The sequence below is a fragment of the Aeromonas sp. 3P genome (assembly GCF_051919745.1).
GTDB classification, from domain to species: domain Bacteria; phylum Pseudomonadota; class Gammaproteobacteria; order Enterobacterales; family Aeromonadaceae; genus Aeromonas; species Aeromonas veronii.
Map to the genome: position 1 here is coordinate 3,439,645 of NZ_JBQBED010000001.1, position 21,560 is coordinate 3,461,204.

At 60.2% G+C, this 21,560-nt stretch carries 24 protein-coding genes and 1 pseudogene; 8 read left to right on the forward strand and 17 right to left on the reverse strand.

What is annotated here, in order from left to right:
• Nucleotides 1–2: 2 nt before the first annotated feature.
• The 8 genes from ACTG19_RS15930 to ACTG19_RS15965 form a co-directional block, all read right to left on the reverse strand.
• Nucleotides 3–1,163: a DUF6035 family protein gene (locus tag ACTG19_RS15930; protein ID WP_439989259.1), complete on the reverse strand. Its 1,161-nt coding sequence runs from the start codon at nucleotides 1,161–1,163 to the stop codon at nucleotides 3–5.
• A 661-nt stretch (nucleotides 1,164–1,824) separates the two neighbouring features.
• Nucleotides 1,825–3,312 carry a peptide MFS transporter gene (locus ACTG19_RS15935; protein ID WP_439989260.1) on the reverse strand — a complete coding sequence of 496 codons (1,488 nt, stop codon included), beginning with the start codon at nucleotides 3,310–3,312 and terminating at the stop codon, nucleotides 1,825–1,827.
• A gap of 525 nt (nucleotides 3,313–3,837) precedes the next feature.
• Nucleotides 3,838–4,740, reverse strand: a complete 903-nt coding sequence (gene atcC / locus ACTG19_RS15940) for a cold adaptation protein AtcC (RefSeq protein WP_439989261.1) — start codon at nucleotides 4,738–4,740, stop codon at nucleotides 3,838–3,840.
• Between the two features lie 11 nt (nucleotides 4,741–4,751).
• The gene (atcB, locus tag ACTG19_RS15945) at nucleotides 4,752–5,519 is read right to left on the reverse strand and encodes a cold adaptation protein AtcB (RefSeq protein ID WP_005335887.1); all 768 of its coding nucleotides are present in this window, start codon (nucleotides 5,517–5,519) and stop codon (nucleotides 4,752–4,754) included.
• Between the two features lie 12 nt (nucleotides 5,520–5,531).
• Nucleotides 5,532–6,074, reverse strand: a complete 543-nt coding sequence (gene atcA, locus ACTG19_RS15950) for a cold adaptation protein AtcA (protein ID WP_439989262.1) — start codon at nucleotides 6,072–6,074, stop codon at nucleotides 5,532–5,534.
• A gap of 23 nt (nucleotides 6,075–6,097) precedes the next feature.
• Nucleotides 6,098–6,382: a cold adaptation protein ActJcold adaptation protein ActJ gene (gene atcJ / locus ACTG19_RS15955; protein ID WP_005343121.1), complete on the reverse strand. Its 285-nt coding sequence runs from the start codon at nucleotides 6,380–6,382 to the stop codon at nucleotides 6,098–6,100.
• A gap of 280 nt (nucleotides 6,383–6,662) precedes the next feature.
• Entirely contained in the window at nucleotides 6,663–7,415 is a 753-nt protein-coding gene (locus ACTG19_RS15960; RefSeq protein ID WP_335839138.1) for an SDR family NAD(P)-dependent oxidoreductase, read from the reverse strand.
• Nucleotides 7,412–8,290: an NAD(P)-dependent oxidoreductase gene (locus ACTG19_RS15965; RefSeq protein ID WP_216960739.1), complete on the reverse strand. Its 879-nt coding sequence runs from the start codon at nucleotides 8,288–8,290 to the stop codon at nucleotides 7,412–7,414. The genes ACTG19_RS15960 and ACTG19_RS15965 overlap by 4 nt, the downstream gene beginning before the upstream one ends.
• Nucleotides 8,291–8,420: 130 nt before the next feature.
• Here ACTG19_RS15965 and ACTG19_RS15970 point away from each other — a divergent pair, with 130 nt between their 5' ends.
• Nucleotides 8,421–9,245 (forward strand): LysR family transcriptional regulator, encoded by an 825-nt coding sequence (locus tag ACTG19_RS15970; RefSeq protein WP_439989263.1) that lies wholly within the window; start codon nucleotides 8,421–8,423, stop codon nucleotides 9,243–9,245.
• 62 nt (nucleotides 9,246–9,307) lie between these two features.
• Here ACTG19_RS15970 and ACTG19_RS15975 read toward each other — a convergent pair whose 3' ends face one another.
• Genes ACTG19_RS15975 through ACTG19_RS15990 form a run of 4 tightly spaced genes read right to left on the reverse strand, consistent with a single transcriptional unit; the run spans nucleotide 9,308 to nucleotide 13,062 of the window.
• Nucleotides 9,308–9,832, reverse strand: coding sequence for a protein disulfide oxidoreductase (locus tag ACTG19_RS15975; protein ID WP_439989264.1), 525 nt, complete (start codon nucleotides 9,830–9,832; stop codon nucleotides 9,308–9,310).
• Between the two features lie 3 nt (nucleotides 9,833–9,835).
• On the reverse strand, nucleotides 9,836–10,579 hold the full coding sequence (locus tag ACTG19_RS15980) for a DsbA family protein (RefSeq protein ID WP_439989265.1): 744 nt from the start codon (nucleotides 10,577–10,579) through the stop codon (nucleotides 9,836–9,838).
• A gap of 9 nt (nucleotides 10,580–10,588) precedes the next feature.
• Complete coding sequence (locus tag ACTG19_RS15985) at nucleotides 10,589–12,631, reverse strand: protein-disulfide reductase DsbD family protein (protein WP_439989266.1); 2,043 nt, start codon at nucleotides 12,629–12,631, stop codon at nucleotides 10,589–10,591.
• A gap of 53 nt (nucleotides 12,632–12,684) precedes the next feature.
• Nucleotides 12,685–13,062, reverse strand: a complete 378-nt coding sequence (locus ACTG19_RS15990; protein ID WP_005354882.1) for a hypothetical protein — start codon at nucleotides 13,060–13,062, stop codon at nucleotides 12,685–12,687.
• A gap of 181 nt (nucleotides 13,063–13,243) precedes the next feature.
• On the opposite strand from ACTG19_RS15990, the gene ACTG19_RS15995 reads away from it, so the two are divergent.
• The 4 genes from ACTG19_RS15995 (at nucleotide 13,244) to pspG (ending at nucleotide 15,321) form a co-directional block, all read left to right on the forward strand.
• Nucleotides 13,244–13,972 carry a 1-acylglycerol-3-phosphate O-acyltransferase gene (locus ACTG19_RS15995; protein WP_005335875.1) on the forward strand — a complete coding sequence of 243 codons (729 nt, stop codon included), beginning with the start codon at nucleotides 13,244–13,246 and terminating at the stop codon, nucleotides 13,970–13,972.
• Nucleotides 13,973–14,182: 210 nt separating this feature from the next.
• Nucleotides 14,183–14,845 carry a phage shock protein PspA gene (pspA, locus tag ACTG19_RS16000; protein ID WP_113739863.1) on the forward strand — a complete coding sequence of 221 codons (663 nt, stop codon included), beginning with the start codon at nucleotides 14,183–14,185 and terminating at the stop codon, nucleotides 14,843–14,845.
• 2 nt (nucleotides 14,846–14,847) lie between these two features.
• Nucleotides 14,848–15,054, forward strand: coding sequence for a PspC domain-containing protein (locus tag ACTG19_RS16005; RefSeq protein ID WP_005335873.1), 207 nt, complete (start codon nucleotides 14,848–14,850; stop codon nucleotides 15,052–15,054).
• A 48-nt stretch (nucleotides 15,055–15,102) separates the two neighbouring features.
• A complete protein-coding gene (pspG, locus tag ACTG19_RS16010) occupies nucleotides 15,103–15,321 on the forward strand; it encodes an envelope stress response protein PspG (protein ID WP_005335871.1) in 219 nt (72 codons plus the stop codon).
• 90 nt (nucleotides 15,322–15,411) lie between these two features.
• Here the strand turns inward: pspG and ACTG19_RS16015 are convergent, their stop codons facing one another.
• Nucleotides 15,412–15,756 (reverse strand): GIY-YIG nuclease family protein, encoded by a 345-nt coding sequence (locus tag ACTG19_RS16015; protein WP_113739862.1) that lies wholly within the window; start codon nucleotides 15,754–15,756, stop codon nucleotides 15,412–15,414.
• Between the two features lie 44 nt (nucleotides 15,757–15,800).
• On the opposite strand from ACTG19_RS16015, the gene ACTG19_RS16020 reads away from it, so the two are divergent.
• Nucleotides 15,801–16,535: a substrate-binding periplasmic protein gene (locus tag ACTG19_RS16020; RefSeq protein ID WP_113739861.1), complete on the forward strand. Its 735-nt coding sequence runs from the start codon at nucleotides 15,801–15,803 to the stop codon at nucleotides 16,533–16,535.
• Here ACTG19_RS16020 and rarD read toward each other — a convergent pair.
• Nucleotides 16,517–17,407, reverse strand: a complete 891-nt coding sequence (rarD, locus tag ACTG19_RS16025; RefSeq protein ID WP_113739860.1) for an EamA family transporter RarD — start codon at nucleotides 17,405–17,407, stop codon at nucleotides 16,517–16,519. The two genes, ACTG19_RS16020 and rarD, sit on opposite strands and share 19 nt — an antisense overlap.
• A gap of 99 nt (nucleotides 17,408–17,506) precedes the next feature.
• On the opposite strand from rarD, the gene ACTG19_RS16030 reads away from it, so the two are divergent.
• The gene (locus tag ACTG19_RS16030) at nucleotides 17,507–18,094 is read left to right on the forward strand and encodes a uracil-DNA glycosylase family protein (RefSeq protein ID WP_113739859.1); all 588 of its coding nucleotides are present in this window, start codon (nucleotides 17,507–17,509) and stop codon (nucleotides 18,092–18,094) included.
• Between the two features lie 3 nt (nucleotides 18,095–18,097).
• On the opposite strand, the gene ACTG19_RS16035 is transcribed toward ACTG19_RS16030, so the two are convergent.
• Nucleotides 18,098–18,955 carry a DMT family transporter gene (locus ACTG19_RS16035; protein WP_005335858.1) on the reverse strand — a complete coding sequence of 286 codons (858 nt, stop codon included), beginning with the start codon at nucleotides 18,953–18,955 and terminating at the stop codon, nucleotides 18,098–18,100.
• A gap of 91 nt (nucleotides 18,956–19,046) precedes the next feature.
• Between ACTG19_RS16035 and ACTG19_RS16040 the strand changes: the two are divergent.
• Nucleotides 19,047–19,936, forward strand: a pseudogene (locus ACTG19_RS16040) (LysR substrate-binding domain-containing protein).
• 9 nt (nucleotides 19,937–19,945) lie between these two features.
• Here the strand turns inward: ACTG19_RS16040 and znuB are convergent.
• A complete protein-coding gene (gene znuB / locus ACTG19_RS16045; protein WP_042019412.1) occupies nucleotides 19,946–20,725 on the reverse strand; it encodes a zinc ABC transporter permease subunit ZnuB in 780 nt (259 codons plus the stop codon).
• 21 nt (nucleotides 20,726–20,746) lie between these two features.
• Nucleotides 20,747–21,523: a zinc ABC transporter ATP-binding protein ZnuC gene (gene znuC, locus ACTG19_RS16050; protein ID WP_005354861.1), complete on the reverse strand. Its 777-nt coding sequence runs from the start codon at nucleotides 21,521–21,523 to the stop codon at nucleotides 20,747–20,749.
• Nucleotides 21,524–21,560 lie beyond the last annotated feature (37 nt).

Below are 21,560 nucleotides of genomic sequence, written 5' to 3' on the forward strand. Positions count from 1 at the left end.
GGTTAATATTTAACGTCTTCATTGCAATTATTGCAAATTATAAAACAAGCATTGTTACGGAAGTTGTCTGTATTCCCACATTTCTCACAACGAAGCTTTTCGAATTTCTTGGTTGTTGATATTTCACTGTAGAGCCTTTCCGATAAGCCTTTTCTAGGTTTCATTCGGTTGCTTTTGGCTGGATTTGGTTTTCCATTGTACATGCTATAAAAATCATTTTTTGCCACTTCCTTTTTAGACGCTTCAAGCTTTTGGTTTTCAAGAAGTAGCTTCTCTTTTTCTTTATTTTCTTTTATTATTTTGACTTGGTTTTGTGCATTCTTTTCTGATAAATCCGAATCGAAAAAATAGAGTTTCCCTGTATCCTTGTTATATGTTAACTCATCCAGTGATACTAGCCTATCAACAGCTCGCACTGAAACTGTGGCTGTGTCTTGTAATTCATCTACGTAATATTCGTGGTAATAGCATTTTAATAACAGTTTCTCTGCAACAGAACTGGCAGATTTGGCTTCATCATCAAATATGAAAGCATTAGATTTGTTTGCGTAGAAAATATCAAGCTCAGTGAATTTTCTTTCCTCAAAACTCAAGAAAATCCATAAAATAAATGCAGCGCTATTTTTATAAAACTCTTCGCGATCAATTATGATATCGATAAATGTTGTGGAAACTTGCAGTTCAAAAGCAATTCTTACGCCAAGCTTGGTATTGATTGCAGAAACGTCAGGTCTACGCCATTTTTTTGCAATCCCAGTAACATTTTCCTCTCGGAAAGTTTTTTCTACTTCTACACCACTAAAAGTGGGATCACTTTCTAATAATTTGGCAATTAACAGCTTGTTGACTCTATGCAAGGGGCCTTCTTTTTGCCCATTATATTTCATTGCATTTATTTCATCGAAAGTAAGGTGGGATGTTGTCTTGATTGGACAGTCATCAGAGTCCTTAATATGCCTAAAGTAGAAACTTTGATCTGAACGGCCCGCCAATATTACAGGTTGGTAGCATGTTGAACACAACATGGCTAATTCACCAACTCTTGGCCTCAGTTTTCGCCTCATCTCAAAGAGTTCTTTCTGGGGGCGTTCTAAAATATCTCTTACAAAATAAATTTTCCCATCTGAAGGAGAAAAGATTTCTTTGATCGTGCTCTGTTTCATCAGTGTTCCTCCATAAACTTCTGAAAAATAGTCGAAATGAGCAATGTTAAATTTTGAACAGTGTACCTCGTAAAGGGCATTGTATGAAGCTCTACGCTTTTTGTGTCGGGCCGTAGGTCTGATTAGCGAAGCGTAATCAGACGATCACGAAAACAGGTTGCCGCAATTCTGCTGGTGCTCCAGCTGATCTCTTCTTTATGTCTATAGCCACCGGGTTGTGGTACGGACGATTACGCTGCGCTAATCGACCCTACTTCTCTCTGTTTTCTTTAACGTCCTGCTGCTTGTCGGTGGTTTGCTCCCCCTCATCCCCGACCCTTCTCCCCTTATCTATGGCAAAGAGTGGGAGAAGGGAGCAGAGATCGCAGCCATTGATAGTGACCGTGGTATGGCGTGATAGCTAAGCCTGACAGCTACGGCTACAGAGTGGCAGGTGCTAATCCCCTCTCCCCTTGGGAGAGGGTTAGGGTGAGGGAAAGCTGACGATAGGGGCAAACATCACAATGGGCGCCAGGCTGCCAGCCTGCAAAAGATCCACCTATCCCGCCAAAAGCGAGGGCCCCGCCATCCATGATGGCGGGGCCCTTCGCATTATCAGCCGCGTTGCTGATTCAACCGTTCGCTCTGGCAGGGGCCACTGAAATGGCTGGCTCGAGCCCGATTAGACAGGAATGGCTGTCGCCGCCGGAGGCGGGGTGATTTTCGAGGCGATCAGCAGGCGCAGGCGGGGCACCAGCAACAGCAGGACGATCCCGCCCGCCATCGAGCCCCAGCCCAGCATGTTGAATACCGAGCTGTAGCCCGGGTTGGTGGCCACCGGAGAGCTGCCGATATTCTGCGGCATGGCGCTGGAGACATAGCCCGCCAGCACCGAGGCAACGCCGGTCACCATCATCCAGCAACCCATCAGCAGACCCTGCAGGCTGGCGGGGGCCAGCTTGCCGATCATGGCGTAACCGATGGGAGAGATAAGCAGCTCGCCAAAACTCTGCAGCACATAGCTGATGGCGATCCACTTGAAGGCGACCAGCCCGTCGGCTCCCACCAGATGGATGCCGAGCGGCAGCACCAGCATGCCGAGCCCCATGCAGAACAGGGAGGCGGCAAACTGGGAGGGAATGTCGATATTCCAGCCCTGTTCGCGCAGTCGCTTGAACAGCAGCGCCATCAGCGGGCCACCGATGACGATGACGAGGGTGTTGATGTTCTGGATCCACTGGGGAGCAACCCGCAGCCCGAACACGTTGAGGTTGATGTTGTGCTCGGAGAAGAGCATTAGCCCCATGGGCGCCAGCTGGTAGAGCGACCAGAAGATAAGGGAGCCAAGGGCGAGGATCAGGTAGGCCACCATGCGGCTGCGCTCGGCGGCGTCCGGGTGGCGGGCGGTCATCACGCAGAGCAGCACCAGCACCACGGCGCCCAGGATCAGCACGAAGCTGCCGCTGAAGCTGGCGTGGGTCAGCAGCAGGCGCAGCGCCGGCACCAGCATGGCCAGAATGGCGATACCGGCCAGCATGCGGCGGTAGAAGCCGCTCCCTTTGACATGGCGCAACGGGGTGCTGATATCCGCCAGAATCGGCCAGCAGGCGAAGGTGGCGATGATGGCGATGATGTTGCCCAGCGTCGCAAACAGGAACAGGGTGCGGTAATCCTCGGTGAGCTGGAAGTAGCCCGCCACCGTGAAGCCGATAAAGAAGCCCAGATTCATCCCGGCGTAGTTCCACAGGAAGGCGCTCTCGCGGCGGTGATCATCCGGGGCGAAGCGCTGGGTCAGCATCATGTTGAGGCAGGTGACGTTGAGGCCGCTGCCGGTGAGGAACATGGCGAGCCCCCAGTAGAGGCCGGTGATCCCCATCTCGGCGATGAAGTAGCAGCCGATCACCTGCAGCACCATCCCCATCACGAACAGGTTGCGGTTGCTGAGGTAGCGCCCACCGAGATAACCGCCAAACAGGTGCAGGCCATAGTTGAAGGCCCCGAAGACCCCCATCATGGCGTTGGCCTGGGATTCACTGAAGCCGAGCCGCTTGGTGGCGTAGAGCACCAGCGTGGAGTAGAGCACGGCAAACCCCAGGGTCGAGAAGGTCTGGATAAAGAACAGCGCCCCGGAGCCGGGGGGAATGGTGGGGTGTTGATTCGAAGCGCTCACGGTCTGTCTCCTGTGAGAGAAGAAAGTCATTACTCGTCCTGAGAGCGTACCGGTCTGCTGCCGGCTAGCCTTGTGCGCTTCCATGCTGGTCTGAAGGCCGGTCTGTCATTTAGCGGCCAAGCGGTACAAATAGCCATACCTGAAATTTAATCCGGCGCGATTAATTGCTTTTTATTGATCTATTCCGCCTTTTTATGCGTGATTGAGTCGTGGTTTAAGCTCGGTTTACCACGCGATTGCGGCACGGTTGATGTGATCCAGTCGGCTATTTGGTGCCGATTATGGCGCTGTAGCGGGATCTGCGCCCCGCTTTGTTGTCCCGAAACGCAGCTGTCGCCAAGTTGTTGTATTGCAGGTTGTTTATTCATCCCTGGGCATTGAGTGAATAAATATTGGGAAGAGAAGGGGCAGCCTCAGGGTGACTTGCGTGTGTTCTCTCTTTGCTGTCGAGAGGGTGAGGGGAGGATAGAACAACGCCCGGCAGGCCGGGCGTTGTGGTGCGACTGATGGGCGGTGAAAGCGGCCTTAAAAGTCGTGGTAGAGCGGCCAACCGAGCAGCGGGTGCTTGAGACCGGCGCGCATCTCGACGTTGTCGAGCTTCTCCGGCGAGGCGTTCTCTTTTTGCAGCAGCTGGTACTGGCGCACAAAGCCTAGGGTGTGGAGCAGATTGGGCACAAAGCCCGGGCTCAGCTCCTGACGCAGGGCGGTGGCCATGTCGGCGGGCAGCGCGCTCAGCATCAGGGTGAGTTGGGCGGCGAGGTAGTCGGTGTCATACCAGCTCTCGTCGAGCTCAATCTCCCGCGCCAGTTTGCGCTTGAGATCCTGCTTCACCTTGAGCGGGGCGGCGCCACTGCCCTTGCCGCAGAGGATGCGGTAGAGCAGTGCTTCGGCCAGCTTGTCCTCCATGGTGGGGTGGTCGCTTTCGCAGGCGAAGAAGTGCTGGTCGATGAGCTCCATCAGGCGGCTCTTGTTGTGCTCGGTCAGTGCTTTCTCGTACTCCTGCCACCCTTGCCACTCCTCCACATCGGGCGGGCTCGAGATCTTGTCCAGCAGGCGGGCATCCACGTCACCGTAGAGGCTGTTGCCTGCCTGCTTGGGGCTGACGGTAATGAGCATCGACCAGCCCTTCTGGAACGGCTTGATGGGGCCTTCCGGTGCCTGCAGCAGCGCCAGCGCCTTGGCCGGATCCCGCGCCGAGAGCTCCTGCAGGCCGAGGCTCACTACGCCGATGACGTCGTGGGCGGCCTGCTCCAGCAGGTGCATCTTGTACTTGTTGTAGTACTTGTCGGCGAATTTGAGGCTCATCAGCACCGCCTTGCCCTTGATGGCGGCGAGCTGTTGCTCGGTCAAACGTTCATTGTCGCGGCCAAAGCGCAGCACCTGGGTCAGAAAGGGGCCCTGGTTGGCATCGCGAATGACTAACTGCATGAATGGGCTCCTTAATCCAGAAAGCTGAACATGTCGTCGACGTCGCCGTACTCGTCTTCCTCGACCTTGTTCTTCTCTTTGGCCTGCATCACCAGCTCGGCGGCAAACTTGTTGATGATGCCGTCCCAGGTTGAGTGTTCGTTGCGCAGCAGCGCCTTGATGGCTTTCTCCACCTCGGGGGCCAGCTCGCGAATGAGCATCAAGAGGCTTCTCGGGTCATCCAGCGCGTAGTCGTGGACATCCTCGCTCTGCTGGCGCTCGCTGTAGCGCAGGGACTCTTCGAGATCTTCCTCTTCGGCGTGCAGCACGTCGCGATAGCCTTCGTCCTCTTCATAGCGATCGCCGCGATAGAACTCGATAAAGGGGATGGCGAGGTAGAAGAGACCGGCCGGATCTTCGGCCACGCACTCGAGGATCTCGCGCTGCTTGGCCTCGCTATCCTGGGTGCGGATCAGGTAGTTGAGGAAGTCGAAGGTGTGCTGTTGCAGCTCGTCGGCGTTGTTCTTGATCGCCTCTTCCCAATAGAGCGGCTGCTGGCAGACGATGTCGCGGATCCGCTCCGGGGTCATCAGCTCGGAGATGATGGAGGGGAAGGAGATATCGTGCTGGCCGTTAATCTGGGTCAGAGTAACGATATCAATGTTTTCAATCACTTCTGCCAGCTGGTCGTCAGACATGGTCTTGGCGATCAGCTCGAACTTCTCGCTGGCCTGCTTCGGCTCGATAACGGCCAGCTCTTTGATCTCGATGGCGGTAATTTCTATCAGACTGTTGCTCATGCCTTGCCCCAATTAGAAACGGACTTCGTCGTACATATCCTGATCGCCGTCGTCATCACCATAGCGGTCATTGCCGCCATGGTAGTCGGCGTCGGCATCTTCCCCGTCTTCATCTTCTTCGTCGCGCAGCTCATAGTCGTCATCGCCGTGGTGGCTGCCGCGCGGCAGCGGGTTGTCGAGCAGGAACAGCACGGCGCAGGCTTCCATCAGCTGATCTTCGCTCTGGGCCCGCACCGCCTTGACCAGCGGCAGGGCGGCGTTGTTGAAGCCGACGCTCACCTTGAACTCGTCCCAGCTTGGCTGCTCGCCGCTGGTGAGCCACTTGTTCCACTGCGACTTGGCCTTGGCCGGGAACTGCACCCGGCCATAGAGGGCCAGCGGCAGATACTCGGGCATAAACTCCAGCATGCTCATATCGGCCAGCAGCAGGCTCTTCATCTGGTCGGTGAACTGTTCCAGCCCCTTGGGGTCGTCCTGATCCCGGTAGGATTCGATGTTTTCGCTGGCATCGCTTTGCAGCGACTTGAGCCGCGCCTGGTCCCATCTCTTTTGCATAGTTGCTCTTTCTGCCTGCTGTTTCAGGGGTAGAACTGATCCCACATCTCCTGCATGGCGGAGGCGGGGTCGGTCACGATGACGTTGTTGAAATCCTTGATAAAGGCGGCCCGCTGTTTCGGATCGGACAGCACTTCATAGGCCTGCTTTACCTGGTGCAGCTTGATGGCTGCCTGCTCTTTCTCTTCTTCACTGGCCCCGTGCAACTTGTCGGGGTGGTACTGGTTCGACAGCCGACGATAGGCTTTCTTGATGTCGTTTTCGCTGGCATTGGACTTGACGCCCAGCACCCGAAAGTAGTTGTTCATGGCAGATCCTGCATCACTGGCATCATAGGATTCACGCTGCGAGTGCCTGATGGTGGGGATTGGCAAACCAGGCACGGCAAAAACCCGTCATTTTAACGGAAACAGCCCGCCAACGCGATGAGTTGGGCGATCAATTAATGGGCGAGATGAAGAGGTGTCAGTTGAGCGTCTATTGTTGCCAGTCGATCTGGTCAGTGCAAGGGCGGTGGGGCAAAAGCGATGAAAAAACGGGCAGGAAAGGAGCGGGTGGCAGGCCGGGGCGAGGCTGCCGCCGCAGGGGTTACTCCTCCCAGAAGGAGGCGGAGGTGTGGTAGATCATCTTCTTGCTCATCCCGCCATCGACCACCAGATTGGCACCGTTGATAAAGTCGTTGCGAGGATCCGCCAGAAAGAGGCAGGCGCGGGTGATGTCGTCGGGGCGACCAACCCGGCCGCTCGGGTGCTGGCGGTGATCCGCCTCGGTCAGGGTGTGGTAATCCTCCGCCTGGATCCAGCCCGGACTGATGGCATTGACCGTGATGGGATGGTCGGCCAGCGAGTTGGCGAGGGACTGGGTGAGGGCGACCAGCGCCCCTTTGGAGGCGCCGTAGGCATCCCAACCCGGTTCGTTCTGCTGCCAGCGGGTGGAGGCAATATTGATGATGCGGCCATAGGGCAACCCGCAGTTGGCCTGCACAAAGGCGCGGGCGCAGAGCATGGCGCCGCGCACATTGACCGTCATCACCTGATCGAACTGGGCTGCGCTCAGCTCCTCGAAGCGGGTGTGGAACTTGCTGATGGCGCCGTTGTTGATCAGCAGATGGATGCCGCCATGTTGTGCGCGCACCTCCGTAAAGAGCCGCACGATGGCCTGCTCATCCCGCAGATCGAGCGGGTGAAAGTGGATCTCGGGATGGTCGAAAGCGTGAGGAGCCAGATCGGTGGCGATCACCCGATAACCCGCCTCGGCCAGCCCGATGCAGAGCTGGCGGCCAATCCCGCCAGCGGCGCCGGTGACCAGTGCAATTTGGGGGTGATTGGTCAGCTCGTTCATTGTGCCGCTCCGTTGCGCGCCCGCAGCACCTTGATGAGGGCTGACACCTCCTGCTGACCAAACCCTTGCGCCACCCCTTCCTCAAACAGATCGGCGGCAAAACGCGGGAAGCGGCTGTCGATCCCGGCATCGGTGGCGTGACCTGCGAGGCGGCTGATGGCGGCGCTCCAGGTTTTTAGGCTGGCGTAGGGGTGATCGAAATCGCCGCTCGCCAGCGTCTTGCCAAGATGGGCCACATCGCCCCCCAAAATCGGGGAAAGTTCGCTGAACTGGGCGCACACCTTGGCTACCGGCAACCCTTCAGCCTCGCAGATCAGGGCGCCGTGCAGAGCACCGAGCAGACCACCGGCAAAGTAGGCGGCGACAGCGCAATCTTGCGCCGCGGCGGCGCCCACCGCCTCGGCCACATGGTCGAGGGTGGGGGCGAGCAGGCGCAGCACCGGCTCGGCGTCGCTAAAGGCCGCGCTGGCCCCCGAGCAGATGATGCTGGCATCGCTGGTGCCGATCTGATCCGGGAAGCAGAGGATGGCGCCATCGAGATAGCGGGCGCCGCGGGCGTGGCTCCAGCTCTCCAGCGCTCTGGCCCCCTGCGGGCTGCCGGTAGAGAGCTGCACCAGCAGCTTGCCCGCCACCGCGTCGCTCGCCTCATCCAGCAACTGTTGGCTGACGGCGTAGTTATCGACGCAGACAAGGATGATATCGCTCGCAGCGATGGCCGCGCCAACCGAGGGGGCGAGTGTTGCACCCAGCGCTTGCAGCGGGGCGGCCTTGGCGGCGCTGCGATTCCAGACGGTGATCGGATGGCCCGCCTTGAGCAAGGTGGTGGCGAGGGCGGAGCCCATGGCTCCTAGGCCGATGACAGAGATATGGCGCATGATGGCTCCTGGCTGTGTTGATAGACGCTGATATAGAGAATTAGGATGCCTTGTGGCAGGTAAGCCACTATATTTGCCCCGTGTAGCCGTGAAAAATGGCTTTTATGACTGTCTGGTATAGGTGAATTCTATGGATGTGCGAACCCTGCGTGCGTTTGTGGCTGTCTTCGAGGAGCGCAACATCACGGCGGCGGCCACCCGTCTTTTCATTACCCAGCCCACCCTCTCCACCACCATCAAGACGCTGGAGGATGAGCTGGGGGTGATCCTGTTTGTGCGGCAGGCACGCGGGGTGGAGGGGACCGAAGCGGCCCACCGGCTCTATCCCCGCGCCAAGCGGCTGATCGCCGACACCGATTCCCTCGCCCGCGAGTTTCGTGAAACCTCCCCCTGCCTCGAGCTGACGGTGGGGATTGAGGCAGACCTTGGCGATGGCGTGATAGGGGCGCTGGTCAACGGGGCGCTAGCCCACGAGGAGATCCTGCTGACTCTTAAGGAGGGCTGCTGTGGCGATGTGCGGCTGGGGTGTGAATCCCTGCGTTGCGGTGACGAGCTCTTTATCCCCCTGCTGGAGGAGGAGTTTGTGCTGGTGCTGCCGCCGGATCACCCGCTGACGGGCAAGGGATCGCTCACCCCGGATGCGCTGGCGGACGAGCAGTGGGTCACTTGCCCGCGCCACGACTCCCACCTGCGGCTGATCGCCATCCTCGGCAATCAGGCGCCACTCTATCCACGGCGGGCGGGGTCGCTGCGACTGGCGGCGACCATGGTGGCCGCCGGGGCAGGGATTGCCTGGTTGCCTCATTCCCTCTGTCCGTCCGGTTGTACAGTCGCCGAGCTGGCGGCTTCTTCCTTCAAGCGGCGGGTAGGGCTCTGCTACGCCCCTGATGCATTGCGCTCGACGGCGGTGACCGCGCTGCTGGAGCAGGTGCGCGGGATGCAACTCCCCGCCTGATGTCGGCATAAAAAAGGGCCATCCGGTGGGATGGCCCTGTTGCAGGCAGTGATGTTGCGTGGCTAGAGCGATGCCCACCAGAGCCGCAGCTGCAAGCCCCACTTCGAGCTCCAGCCGGTGGTGCTGCTCACAAGCGTCCCATCCTTGATAACGAGGAACGTCGGGGTAACCCCCACCTGCCACTGGGCGGCCAGCGCTCCCGACTCGTCGTTGTGGGTCGGGAAGGTGAGCCCCTTCTTGCTCATCCCCTTGCCTAACTGCTCCGAATTGCCGGAGCGCAGTGCCACTGTCAGCACGTTTTCCCCCTCTTGCCAGAGCTGCTGCACGGCCGGGGTGGTGAAACGGCACACCCCGCACCAGCTGGCCCAGTAGTAGACCAGCAGTGGCTTGCCCTGACTTAAGGTAGCGAGATCCGTGCTGCTGCCATCCTGCAGGGTGACGGGGGCGCTCATCGCCCCCTCTGGCAGGGTCGGGCTGCGCCACAGATCGAGCAGGGTCGAGATGATCAGCGCCATCAGCAGCAGCCAGAGTGCCTCCTTGCCCCAGCGGCGCCAGCGGCGCCAGCGGGATTGAGGATTGGTGGTCATCGCTTACCCCTGCTTGGCCAGTTCGGCCTGCACCAGTTGCTCCAGCTCCTCATAGGGGATGGCGCCCGGCACCAGCTGGTTGCCGATAAGCGTCGCCGGTGTGCCCTGTACCCCCAGAATGGTGCCGATGCGCAGGCTGTTGCGCAGCTCCTCGGTCGCCTTGGCGGCCGGTTTGAGCGCGGTATTGCCGGTGGCGGCCAGCGCCTTGTTGATATCCGCCTCGGTCAGCATCCCCTGCTTGCTCATCAGCTTGTCGTGCAGGGTGAGGAAGCGGGCGGGATCCTGCTGCCACAGGGTCAGGCTGAATTGGGCCGCCTTGGCGGAGGTCTGCCCCTTGAACGGCAGCAGCTTGATCACCAGCCCCAGATCGTCCGGATAGGCCTTGAGCAGCTTGGTCAGCTGGGGATCGAACTGCTTGCAGTAGGGGCAGTTGTAGTCGGTGAACAGCACCAGCGTCAGCTTGGGGTTCTTGGCGCCGAGGCGCGGGCTGGTGGCGCTGTTGAACAGCACATCCTTGTTGCCCTTGATGAAGTTGCCAAGCTGCGCCTCCTGGGCTGCCGCGTTCTGTTTCTCCCAGGATTCGGCGGCCTCGTCGAGGATCTTGGGGTTGGCGATCAGGGTCTCGCGGATCAGCTCCTTGATGCGCGCCTCCTGCTCCGGGGTGAAGGGGGCGGCGTGCAGGGCCGGAGCCAGCAGGGCTGCGGAAAGGGAGGCCAGCAGGGTCAGGGCGCTCAGAGTCGGTTTCATGGTTGCTCCTTAAAATCGGGTGGTGCCAGCCTGAAGCAGGCCAGCCTTGTGCAATGTGGTCAGCAGATCGTCCTTGTCGAGCAGGGGTGACAGCGTGACCCCCTGCGGCAACTCCGGGCCGTAAATCTGGTTGAAGGGGACGGCCGCCGCGCCCCGCTTACGCAGGAAGGCGGCGATGGTGTCGCTTGGTTTGCTCCAGTCGCCGCGCAGGGCAACCACATCGGGGGCAGAGAGGGCCTGTTGCACCTCATCGCGCAGCAACACGTTGTATTTGTTGGCCTTGCAGGTGACACACCAGTCGGCGGTGACATCAATAAAGACCCGCTTGTTCTGGGCCAGCGCATCTGTGATGGCGCGTTCGGAGAGCGGCTGCCAGACCACCTTATCAACGCTGGCCGAGCCCTGCGCGCTAAAGGCGCCGCTCAGCAGCAGGGGGCTGCCAATCAGGGCGGTAAGGGCGATCGCCAGCGTGAAGCCGCGGATGCCGTAACGCCAGATGATGCCAATCAGCAGTGCCAGCAGCATGGCAACCATCAGCCAGCCGGTGGCATAAGTGCCGAGATGGTTGTCGAGCAGGCTGGTGAGCCAGAGGCTGGAGCCCAGCATCATCAGGCCGAGCAGGATGCGCAGATGGTTCATCCAGCGCCCCGGTTTCGGCAACCAGAGGGCGAGCCGTGGCAGGGCCGCCACCAGCAGCCAGGGCAAGCTCATGCCAATCCCCAACGCTGTGAAGATGAGCCAGAGCTGGCCAAGTGGCGCCGCCAGCGCAAAGGCCACTGCCGTGCCGAGGAACGGTGCCGAGCAGGGGGTCGCCAGCAGAGTGGCGAAGCTCCCCTGCAGGAAGTGACCGCCGAGGCTGTTGCCGCCGCTGGTGGCGAGGCGGGTGCTGAGGGCGCTGGGCAGGCGGATCTCGAACAGCCCCAACAGGTTGGCGCAAAACAGCATGGTGACCAGCACCATCAAGCCGATAAAACCGGCGCTCTGGAACTGGATGCCCCAGCCAACGGCCCCTTGCGTGGCGCGTAGCAGGCTGCTCATGGCCGCCAGCACCCAGAAGGAGGCGATGATCCCGGCGCTGGCGGCGAGGAACTGCTTGCGCACCGTTCCCTGTTCACGCTTCTGATGTTGCAACACAGTTCCCAGCTTGAGCGCCAGCACCGGCAGCACGCAGGGCATCAGGTTGAGGATCAGGCCGCCGAGCAGCGCCGCCCCCAGCAACCAGAACAGCGAATGACTCTGGTTGGGCAGTGTGAGCGGCGCGCCGATCGTCCCCTTGCCCTGCCACGCCTGCTCGCCACTGGTGAGCAGCAGGCCGAGGGATTGGCCGCGCAGATCCGGCGCATCCCCCTGCCAGCCATCGCTCACCGGCACCCGGGCGATCAGGGTGTTGCCTTCGACCTCAAGCGCCGGTTTGCCAAACTCGGCCCCCTCCAGAGCGTCGATAAAGAGGGCCGGTGATTGCCAGCCCTCTGCCCGCTCGGCGCGCAGTTGCAGCTGGTTGTGCTGATAACCGAGCTCGACCCGGGTTTCGGCAGGCAATTGCTGGGGCAGGGTACTCATCGCCTTCGCCCAGGCAAAATCGAAGTCGGCCGGGGCCTGCCCATCCACCGCGAGGGTGAAGGGAAAGTCGGTCAGGATGCAGACATTGCTGCAGGTGGAGAGGCGCAGAGTCCCCTTGAGCGGTTGCCCGGTTGGGTAGTTGAGGCTGAGGGGGAAGGTCACGTCCCCCTGATAACCCTGGGTGCTGAGCCCGGCTACCTCGAAGTGGTGTGGCACCGGCCAGCGCCACTGAAAGTCTCCGACCGGCTCATCCCACAGGATCTGGGGGGCAATGCCCCCTTCTCCCGGGCTGTGCCAGTAGGTTTTCCAGCCCGACTCCAGCTCGACATCGAGCAGGATGCGGGTCTGATCTGCCGTGCTGCGGTCGGCCTGCAGCCGTACCCGGGCGTGATCATTCTGTGGGCTGGTGAGCCAGCCCGTGTCGCTGGCCAATCCCATGGATTGCCACAGCAGACCGCCCAGTAGCAGGGCCGCCTTGAAGAAATTCGACATCTTTTTGGTCTCGCAAAAATTGAGTGACAGCTAACGAAAGAACGCAGCCGAACTCATTCCCGCCAGACGCACAGGGTGAGGTGCAGACGCCGCTCGGGCGGCGAGATGACTCTGGGAGGGGGCAGTGGCGGTGTGTAGCGCCAAAGGGGAGCCAGCAGGGCGATCAGCACGGCCACGGCAAAGAAGAGCTGTTCGACGCAGAGCAGGGTGGCGGCACTTAGCCACTTGCCGTTGAGCTGGCAGCTGGTGGGTTGCGGGCTGGCCGGTTTGGCATCCTCTTGATCCGTTGCCGAGCCTGGAACGGGCAGTGCCTGACAGCTGAGGGCGTGATCGAGCAGGGCAAGCCGGGCCAGCGGCTGGGCCGCACAATTGAGCACCAGCAGGCAGACCAGCAGCAGGAGATGTTTCGCTACCCGTTGTTGCAACATCATGTTCGCCCCGTCCATCAAGATGGGGCCATCCTAACGACCAATGGCGGGTGGGGCAAGTCGGCGGCGTATTGATGAGCAGCAATGTGGGTGGCGCGACGGGGTGGTCGGTTCTGTTTGGCGAACGCTTGTTCGCTAAAAGGGGGATCAGTATACTGCGCCGAGTTAAAACTCGAGGTGTTCGATGCTCAAAATTGCCCGTGTGCTGCTGCTTGGTCTGCTGCTCATTTTCTGGTTCCTGTTCGGCCTGCTGCTCTGTCTGGTTCGTCCGCGCCATCCCAACAACGTCTATGTCTTCGCCCGCATGTATCACGCGGTCTGCCCGCTGATCGGGCTGCGAGTCAAGGTGACGGTGGCCGACGAGGTCAAATCGGTCGGCCCGGCGGTCTACGTCTGCAACCACCAGAGCAACTTCGACATCTTCACCGTGACCGGTGCGGTGCAGCCCGGCGTGGTGGCGGTAGGCAAAAAGAGCCTGCTCTGGCTGCCGCTGTTCGGCCTTATCTTCTGGCTCTCCGGCAACGTGCTGATCGACCGCTCCAACCGCTCCCGTGCCATCGGCACCATAGGTCAGGTGGTGGATCGTATCAAGAACCGCGGTACCTCCATCTGGATGTTCCCGGAAGGGACCCGCTCCCAGGGGCGTGGCCTGTTGCCATTCAAGGCGGGCGCTTTCCACACTGCGGTACAGGCTGAAGTGCCCGTGGTGCCCATCGTCTGCTCCAGCTACTTCGGTCAGGTCGACCTCAATCGCTGGGATAACGGCGAAGTGCTGGTGGAAGTGATGGCCCCGGTCTGCAGCAAGGAGCACGGTGCCAGCGGCATTCGCGATCTCTCCGACACCTGCCGCGCCCGGATGGAGGCCAAGCTGACCGAACTGGACAGCAAGCTGGGCCACAGCCACGCCGCCTGACGGATATCGCAGACGAATCGACAAGGGAGCCACAGGCTCCCTTTTTTGTTGGTAAAAATCACCACCAGGTTGGCTATTCTCACCAACAAGCCCTTCTTGAATTTCCTCAGTAAATTCCCATCTATATGTAAAACAACAATAATTTTTCTTGGCACGGCTCTTGTAATGCTATGGGAAGAGATAGCCATCCCATCAACAAGGAGCCAGACCATGAGCGTATTCAGCCGCCTGACCGACGTGATAAATGCCAACCTGCACAGCCTGCTCGACAAGAGTGAAGAGCCGGAGAAGATGCTGCGCCTGATGATCGAAGAGATGGAGCAGGTGCAGGTCGAGATGCGTACCCAGGCCGCCCGCGTGATTGCCGAACAGAAGCAGCTGGAGCGTCACCAGCAGGCGTTGCAGGCGCAGATCCTGGAGTGGTCGGCCAAGGCCGAGCTCGCCATCCAGAAGGGACGTGAGGATCTGGCCCGCGCCGCCCTTACCGAGAAGCTGGCGGAGGTTAAAAAATGTGAACAGCTGGAGCAGGACAAGGCCCGGGTGGCCGAGGTGCTGGCCCAGCTCAGCGCCGACAGCGAGCGGTTGGCAGCCAAGCTGACCGAGGCGCGCGAGAAGCAGAAACTGCTGACCCTGCGCGAGCAGACAGCCCACAGCCGCATTCGTGCCCGCGCCCAGGTGGACAACCAGCGCATGCATGAGCTGATGGCGCGCTTTGATGGTTTTCAGGGCCGGGTCGATCAGCTGGAAGCCCAGTTGGAGGCGGCCACCTTGGGGCAGAATCCCTCGCTGGAGGCCCAGTTCCGCGAGCTGGAGCTCAATGACGAGATCGAGCGCGAGCTGGCTCGCCTCAAAGGCCAGAAGGCGGAGGCGTAATCATGAGCCCCTGGCCCAAGGATCTGGTGCATCGCAAGCTGACCGGGGTCTGCGCCGGTATTGCCAGGCGGTTGGGGGTCTCCAGAGTCACGGTGCGGGTGGTGGCACTGCTCGCCCTGATCCTGATGCCGCCGCTGGCACTGGCCGCCTATCTGCTGGCGGTGCTGGTGATGCCGCCCCGTTATGAATTGAAGCGCTGGCTGGATTGACCGAAGGGTTGATCAGCCGGCAGACAAGGTACTGATAAGGAGCAAGTTATGCTGGAATTTTTCATATTGCTGGTGGTGCTGCTGGTCATGGCACTGACCGGTTTTACCCTGGTAGCCATGTTGCTGGTGAGCGGCCTGTTCGTGCTGCTTGGGGCGCTGGGCGGCATGCTTGCTCTGATCATCAAGCTGGCCCCCTGGTTGCTGCTGGTGCTGGCGGTTTGCTGGTTGATCAGCAACCGCAGCAAGCGTTCCAATACCTATCTCTAACCAGCCTGAGGTTGTGCAAGACGTTGTGTGATGCTCCCTGATTTCCCCTTTCCGGCCACTCATCGAGTGGCCTTTTTTTGCCTGTCGTCCTCAAGGCTGGGTGGCTGCGGGTAACCACTGGGGGCTCCAGCTCTGCCAGAGTGCCGGGCTTTTTATCAGCTGTTCCTTGAAGGATTTTGGCTGCTGCTTGAGGCGATATTCGATGCGCAGGGCCGCCCCCTTCTCGCCGACTTCCTGTTGCCACGCCAGCGTCAGTGGCCCCTTGCCGCGCAGGGCGCGAGCGCCCTTGCCACTCTGGTGCTGGTGCAGACGGCGCAGCGGATCCGTGCTGATCCCTGTATAGAGCAGGCCGGTGGCAGTTCGCACCATATAGACAGACCAGCGGGAAGGGGCGGATGGTTGCGGCGCTGGAGTGGTGGTCGCGGGTTCTCTCATTCAAATTCTCTGTGCCAAACTCAGAGGCAGCTCAAGGAGGTGCGATGAGAGTCTGGTTTTGGTTGTGGTTACTGTTGTCGGTCCCGGTTCTGGGGGAGACGATCCGTCTCTACGATTACCATCAGCATCCCCCCTTCAACACCGGAGTGGATGCAGGGCTGAGCCGCGAGCTGGTCAAGTATCTCAATGAAAAGCTGGGGGGTGAACCCAGAATCGAGCTTTGGCTGGTCAATCGCGCCCGACTGGCGCTGGAGATGGCAGATCCCGACTTTGACGGTCTGGTGGTCTGGGTCAATCCCGCCTGGGTGGGGGATCTCCATCGCGAGCGCTATCTCTGGACTTTCCCGGTGATGCGCGACACCAACGAGCTGGTCTCGAACATTGACAACCCGGTCACCTATCGCGGACCCGACTCCCTCAAGGGGTTGATGTTTGGCGGGGTGGAGGGCTACCGCTATCAGGGGATCGATGATGCGGCTGGCCGCGGCGAGCTGGTACGTCAGGATGCCAAGAAGGTGAAGACCAATCTTGAGCTGCTGGTGCGCGGTCGCATCGATGTGACGCTGGTGAGTGGTTCATCGCTGGGCTTTTTCATCGACTCACAGCACTATCAGGGCAAGCTGTTTATCTCGCCCTTCCCCCAATCCAGCTATACCCGCCATATCCTGCTGCCCAAATCCCGTCCCGAGCTGCATGCCACCCTCAACGACATCGCCGAGCAGATGGACAGAGATCCCCGCTGGCACAAGGTGCTGGAGTCCTATCGCGGCACGCCCTGAGGGCGGCGCTTGAGCCGGTGCAGTGGCAACAGGCTCACCAGCAGACCTGCCCAGACAAAGGCGAAACCGACTGCCTTGATGGGGTCCGGCGCCTCACCAAACCAGTAGATGGCGAGCAGGAAGGCGAGGCTGGGCTCGATATATTGCAGCAGCCCCACCGTGCTCATCCGGGTTCTCGCCACCGCGTAGCAGAACAGCCCCACCGGCAGCAGAGTAGCGGGTGCACTGCCCATCAGCAGCAGCTTGTCGGCCAGATCTCCGTTCACGAATGCCCCTTCCCCGTGCCACGCCAGCGTGCCGATGATGATCAGCGCGACGGGCAGTTGCACCATGGCTTCCAGATAGAGGCTGGTGCCGGTGTCGTAGTGGATCTTTTTCTTGATAAGGCCGTAGCAGGCGAAGTTGGCCCCCATGATGAGGGAGAACCAGGGGAGCTGGCCGTAGCAGAAGAGCATGTAGGCGAGACCCGCCAGCGCCAGGGCTACCGCCAGATGCTTTTGCGGGGTGAGCCGTTCTTTGAGGAACAACACAGCGAATACGATATTGAACAGTGGGGTCATAAAGAAGGCGAGGCTGGTGGTCAGCACTTGCCCGGTAGTGAGGCACCAGGTGAACATGCACCAGCTGATGGACATGACGGGGCCCGCCAGCAGAATGAGGCCGAGCTGGCGCGGCTCGCTGCGCAGTTGTGCCCAGGGCACCTTGTGGCCAAGCAGCAAAAACAGGGCCCCCAGCAGCACCACAGACCAGAGCACCCGGTGGGAGATCAGCTCCCACATGTTGACCTCAGGCATGAATTGATAATAGAGCGGCAGCATCCCCCACAGGATGAAGGAGAGGGTCGCGGTACCGGTACCTAGCCAGTTTTTCATTATTGTCCGTTTATTAAATTAAACATTCATGGCGATAGTAGGGGGCTCGCCCTGTTTCCACAAGAGGGAAAACAGGGAAATGCTGGTACTATCAACGTCATGCAGCGAATCGATAAGTTGTTTGAGCAAATCAGGGCCTGCCGTCTGTGCGAGGCTCATCTGCCGCTGGGGCCTCGTCCGGTGATCCGCGGGGCCGAGAGTGCCCGTTTGCTGATCATCGGTCAGGCGCCCGGCACCCGGGTGCATGCCAGCGGTATCCCGTGGGATGACCCCTCCGGTGACAGACTGCGTCAGTGGTTCGGGGTCGATAAGGCCACCTTTTACGACGAATCCCGCATTGCGATTATGCCGATGGGGCTCTGTTATCCCGGCAGGGGAAAATCCGGCGATCTACCGCCGCGCCCAGAATGTGCGCCCACTTGGCACGACAAGGTATTGATGCTGTTGCCTAATATCGAACTGACCCTGCTGATCGGCCAATATTCACAAGCCTACTATCTGCGGGGGGCAGCTAGGGGCTCGCTCACCGACACGGTGCGCAGCTGGGCCGACTATGGCCCCGGCTGGCTGCCGTTGCCGCATCCCTCCCCGCGCAACACCCTCTGGCTCAGGAAGAACCCCTGGTTCGAGCAGGAGATCGTCCCCCATCTGCAGCAAAGGGTCGCCCCGCTTCTGGGGAGACCCTGAGTATTAGAGCGCTGGCTCGGCCAGTGGTTTTGGCTTGCTGCGGGCCATTGCGATGAGCGGCAGGACGATGCAGATACAGCCCAGCAGCAGCGGCAGGCCCGGTTGCTCGTCAAACAGCCACACCCCAATGGCGACGGCCATCAGCAGACCGGTATATTCCGCCGAGGCGATCTTGCTCGCCTCCGCCTTGCGATAGGCCACCACGCACAATCCTGCATAGACCATGATCAGCGCCGAAGAACCGAAGGCGGGCCACCACATCTGCCACTGCCAGTCGCCCCCTTCCCACAATGCCAGCGCCAGAATAAAGGGCATGCTCAGCACGTTGGTGAAAAACAGGGTCTGGGCGATGGGCTGCTTGAGCGGGATCCGCTTGATCAGCAGATTGTTGAGCGCCATCGACAGCGCTACCCCGAGCGCCGCCAGTGCGGCCCAGTTCACTTCAGTCGGGCGCAGCACGATCAGTACCCCGATAAATCCGATGACTGCGGTCAGCACCTTCTGGCGCGAGATCGCTTCTCCTGCCATCCACACCGCCAGCGGCACCATCATCAGGGGGGCGGCATAGAAGAGGGCATTGGCAGTGGCGAGCGGCAAGCGGGTGAGAGCGACCACCATCAGGCAGACGCCGACCGCCCAAATATGGGCCCGCAGCAGGTGCCACTTGATGGCCACCGGCGGGTTGCGGCGCCACGACCAGAGCAGCCAGGGCATCAGCAGAATGGCGGCCGAGAGCTGGCGGAAAAAGACAAACTGGAAGATGGGCTGATCCGGCTCCAGCACCTTGACCAGCGCATCGGAAAAAACTGCCACCATATTGCCCAGCACCAGATAAAGGATGCCGATCCCTACTGCATTCATACCACCTCCCACTTCAGATGAGCGGAGGGTAGCGTGCCGGTTGATATCCAGTAAAATGATAAAAAATGACCACCCATGAGATATTTAGATAATGAAGCTTCCTCCCCTGCGTGCCGTGCAATATTTTGAAGTGGTCGCCCGGCTGCTCAGCTTCTCCCGCGCCGCTCTTGAACTAAACGTCAGCCAGAGTGCGGTCAGCCACCAGATCCGTCTGCTGGAGGATTTTCTGGGGGAGCGCTTGCTGCTGCGTCAGGGGCGGCTGCTCTCGTTGACACCCCAGGGAGAGAGCTACTTCGAGGGGATTGCCGCCGGACTCAGCCAGATTGCCCAAAGCAGCGAACAGTTGCGTGGTGGTGGCGAGATGCGAGTCCGGCTCGCGGTCTACAGCTCGTTTGCGGTGAAGTGGTTGATCCCGCGGTTGGCCGGATTGCGCCAGCTCTATCCCGAGCTGGATTTGAGTCTGGAGATGGTAGCGGAGATCCCGAGCTCTCCGATCGGGTGGCCGACTGTTTTATCACAGTCTCACCCCATGGGCGGGGCTACTGCCACGACCTTATCTATCAGGAGCGACTCTTTCCGGTCTGCAGTCGCCGTCTGTTGCAGCAGGTCAGCGGGGAGTGGCCTGAGGCCATCTGGCAGCTGCCGCTGCTCTCGGTGCAGTCCATTTACAAGGCGCGGGGGGAGGATTGGCAGCGCTGGGCCAAGGCTGGCGGGCTGGTGATTCCGGACGAGGCGCGGATGCACCACTTCAGCCATGTGCTGTTGGCGATGGAGGCGGCAGCCTGGGATCAGGGGGTGGCATTCGTGAATGACTACATGCTGCGGCCCGATGATCCCCAGCTGGTGGCCTTGCCGGTACATCAGCTGGAGACGGGGGATGCCTTCTACTTCACCTGCAAGCGCTCGCGGGCTCATGAGCCTGCCATCAGCCGGTTGCGCCAGTGGCTGATGATGGAGACACGCCAGAGCATGCCGCTCTAGCCTGCACCGTTACGCTCTCTTGAACTGGCTCAGCACAAACAGGCTGGTGGCACAGACGACGACCGAAGGCCCAGCCGGGGTGTCCTGATACCAGGAGAGGGTCAGCCCGCCGAGTACGGCGAGACAGCCAATCAGTGCGGCAAAGCCAGCCATCTGCTCCGGCGTCTGGCTGAAGCGGCGGGCGGTGGCGGCGGGAATGATCAGCAGGGAGGTGATGATCAGCGCCCCGACAAACTTCATCGCTACGGCAATCACCAGCCCGATCAGCAGCATCAATACACAGCGCAGCACATCGACCCGGATCCCCTCTACCCTTGCCAGCTCTTCCGAGATGGTCATGGAGAGCAGGGGATCCCACAGTCGCCACAGGGTGAGCAGTACCAGCGCGCCACCGCCGTAGATCCAGAGCAGATCTATCGGTTGCACCGAGAGCAGGTCGCCGAACAGGTAGGCCATCAGATCCACCCGCACGTTATCCATAAAACTCAAGGTAACCAGACCGAGCGACAGGGCGCTGTGGGCCAGAATGCCGAGCAGGGTATCGGTCGCCACCTGCTGGTTGCGACTCATGATCACCAGCAGCATCGCCATGGCGAGGCAGCAGACCACCACCGCCAGGGTGAGATCGACCTGCAGCAGGATGCCCAGCGCGATGCCGAACAGGCAGGCGTGGGAGAGGGTGTCGCCAAAGTAGGCCATCTTGCGCCATACCACGAAGCTACCTAGGGGACCGGCCAGCAGGGCGATGCCGAGACCGGCCGCGAGGGCGTATAACAGAAAGCTGTCCACTTGAATGTCCTGTTGCTTGCGCTATTTGCTGTGAGCGTTGTTGCGAGAGGGCAGGCGGATGACGGGAGCCTGCGGTTCATGATGGTGGTGTTCGCCGTCGCAGTGGTGATGGTGGGTATAGACCGCCAGCACCTCCTGCTCCGGTCGCCCGAACAGGCGGGCAAATTCGGGGTGGCGCGCCACGCTTTCCGGCTCGCCATGACAGCAGACATGGCGATTGAGGCAGATCACCTCGTGGGTGCTGGCCATCACCAGATGCAAGTCGTGGGAGACCATCAGCACGGCGCAATTGAACTCGGCGGCGAGCTGACCGATCAGGGCGTAGAGCTCGATCTGGCCGGTGATATCGACCCCTTGCACCGGCTCGTCCAGCACCAGCAGCTCGGGCTTGACCAGCAGGGCGCGGGCCAGCAGCACGCGCTGCATCTCACCACCGGAGAGCTTCTGCATCCGGTTTTCCAGCAACCCTTCTGCGCCAACCCGGGCTAGCGCTTCCTCGATGGAGAGGCGGCTGTTTTTGCCCAGTTGCAGGAAGCGACGCACTGTCAGCGGCAGGGTGGGATCCAGATAGAGGCGCTGGGGCACATAGCCGACTCTCAGATCGCGGCTGCGGGTGATCTTGCCCGAATCTGGGGTGAGCAGACCCAGCACCAGCTTGCTCAGGGTGCTCTTGCCCGCCCCGTTGGGGCCGACGAGCGTGGTGATTTTGCCTTTATTGAGGGTAAAGGAGACCTTGTCGAGCACAGAGCGTCCATCAAACGAGAGAGAGACCTCTTTCAGCTCTACCAGTTGGCTCATGACAACTCCGGGGTTTACAGCCAGTGAGAGTTATAAT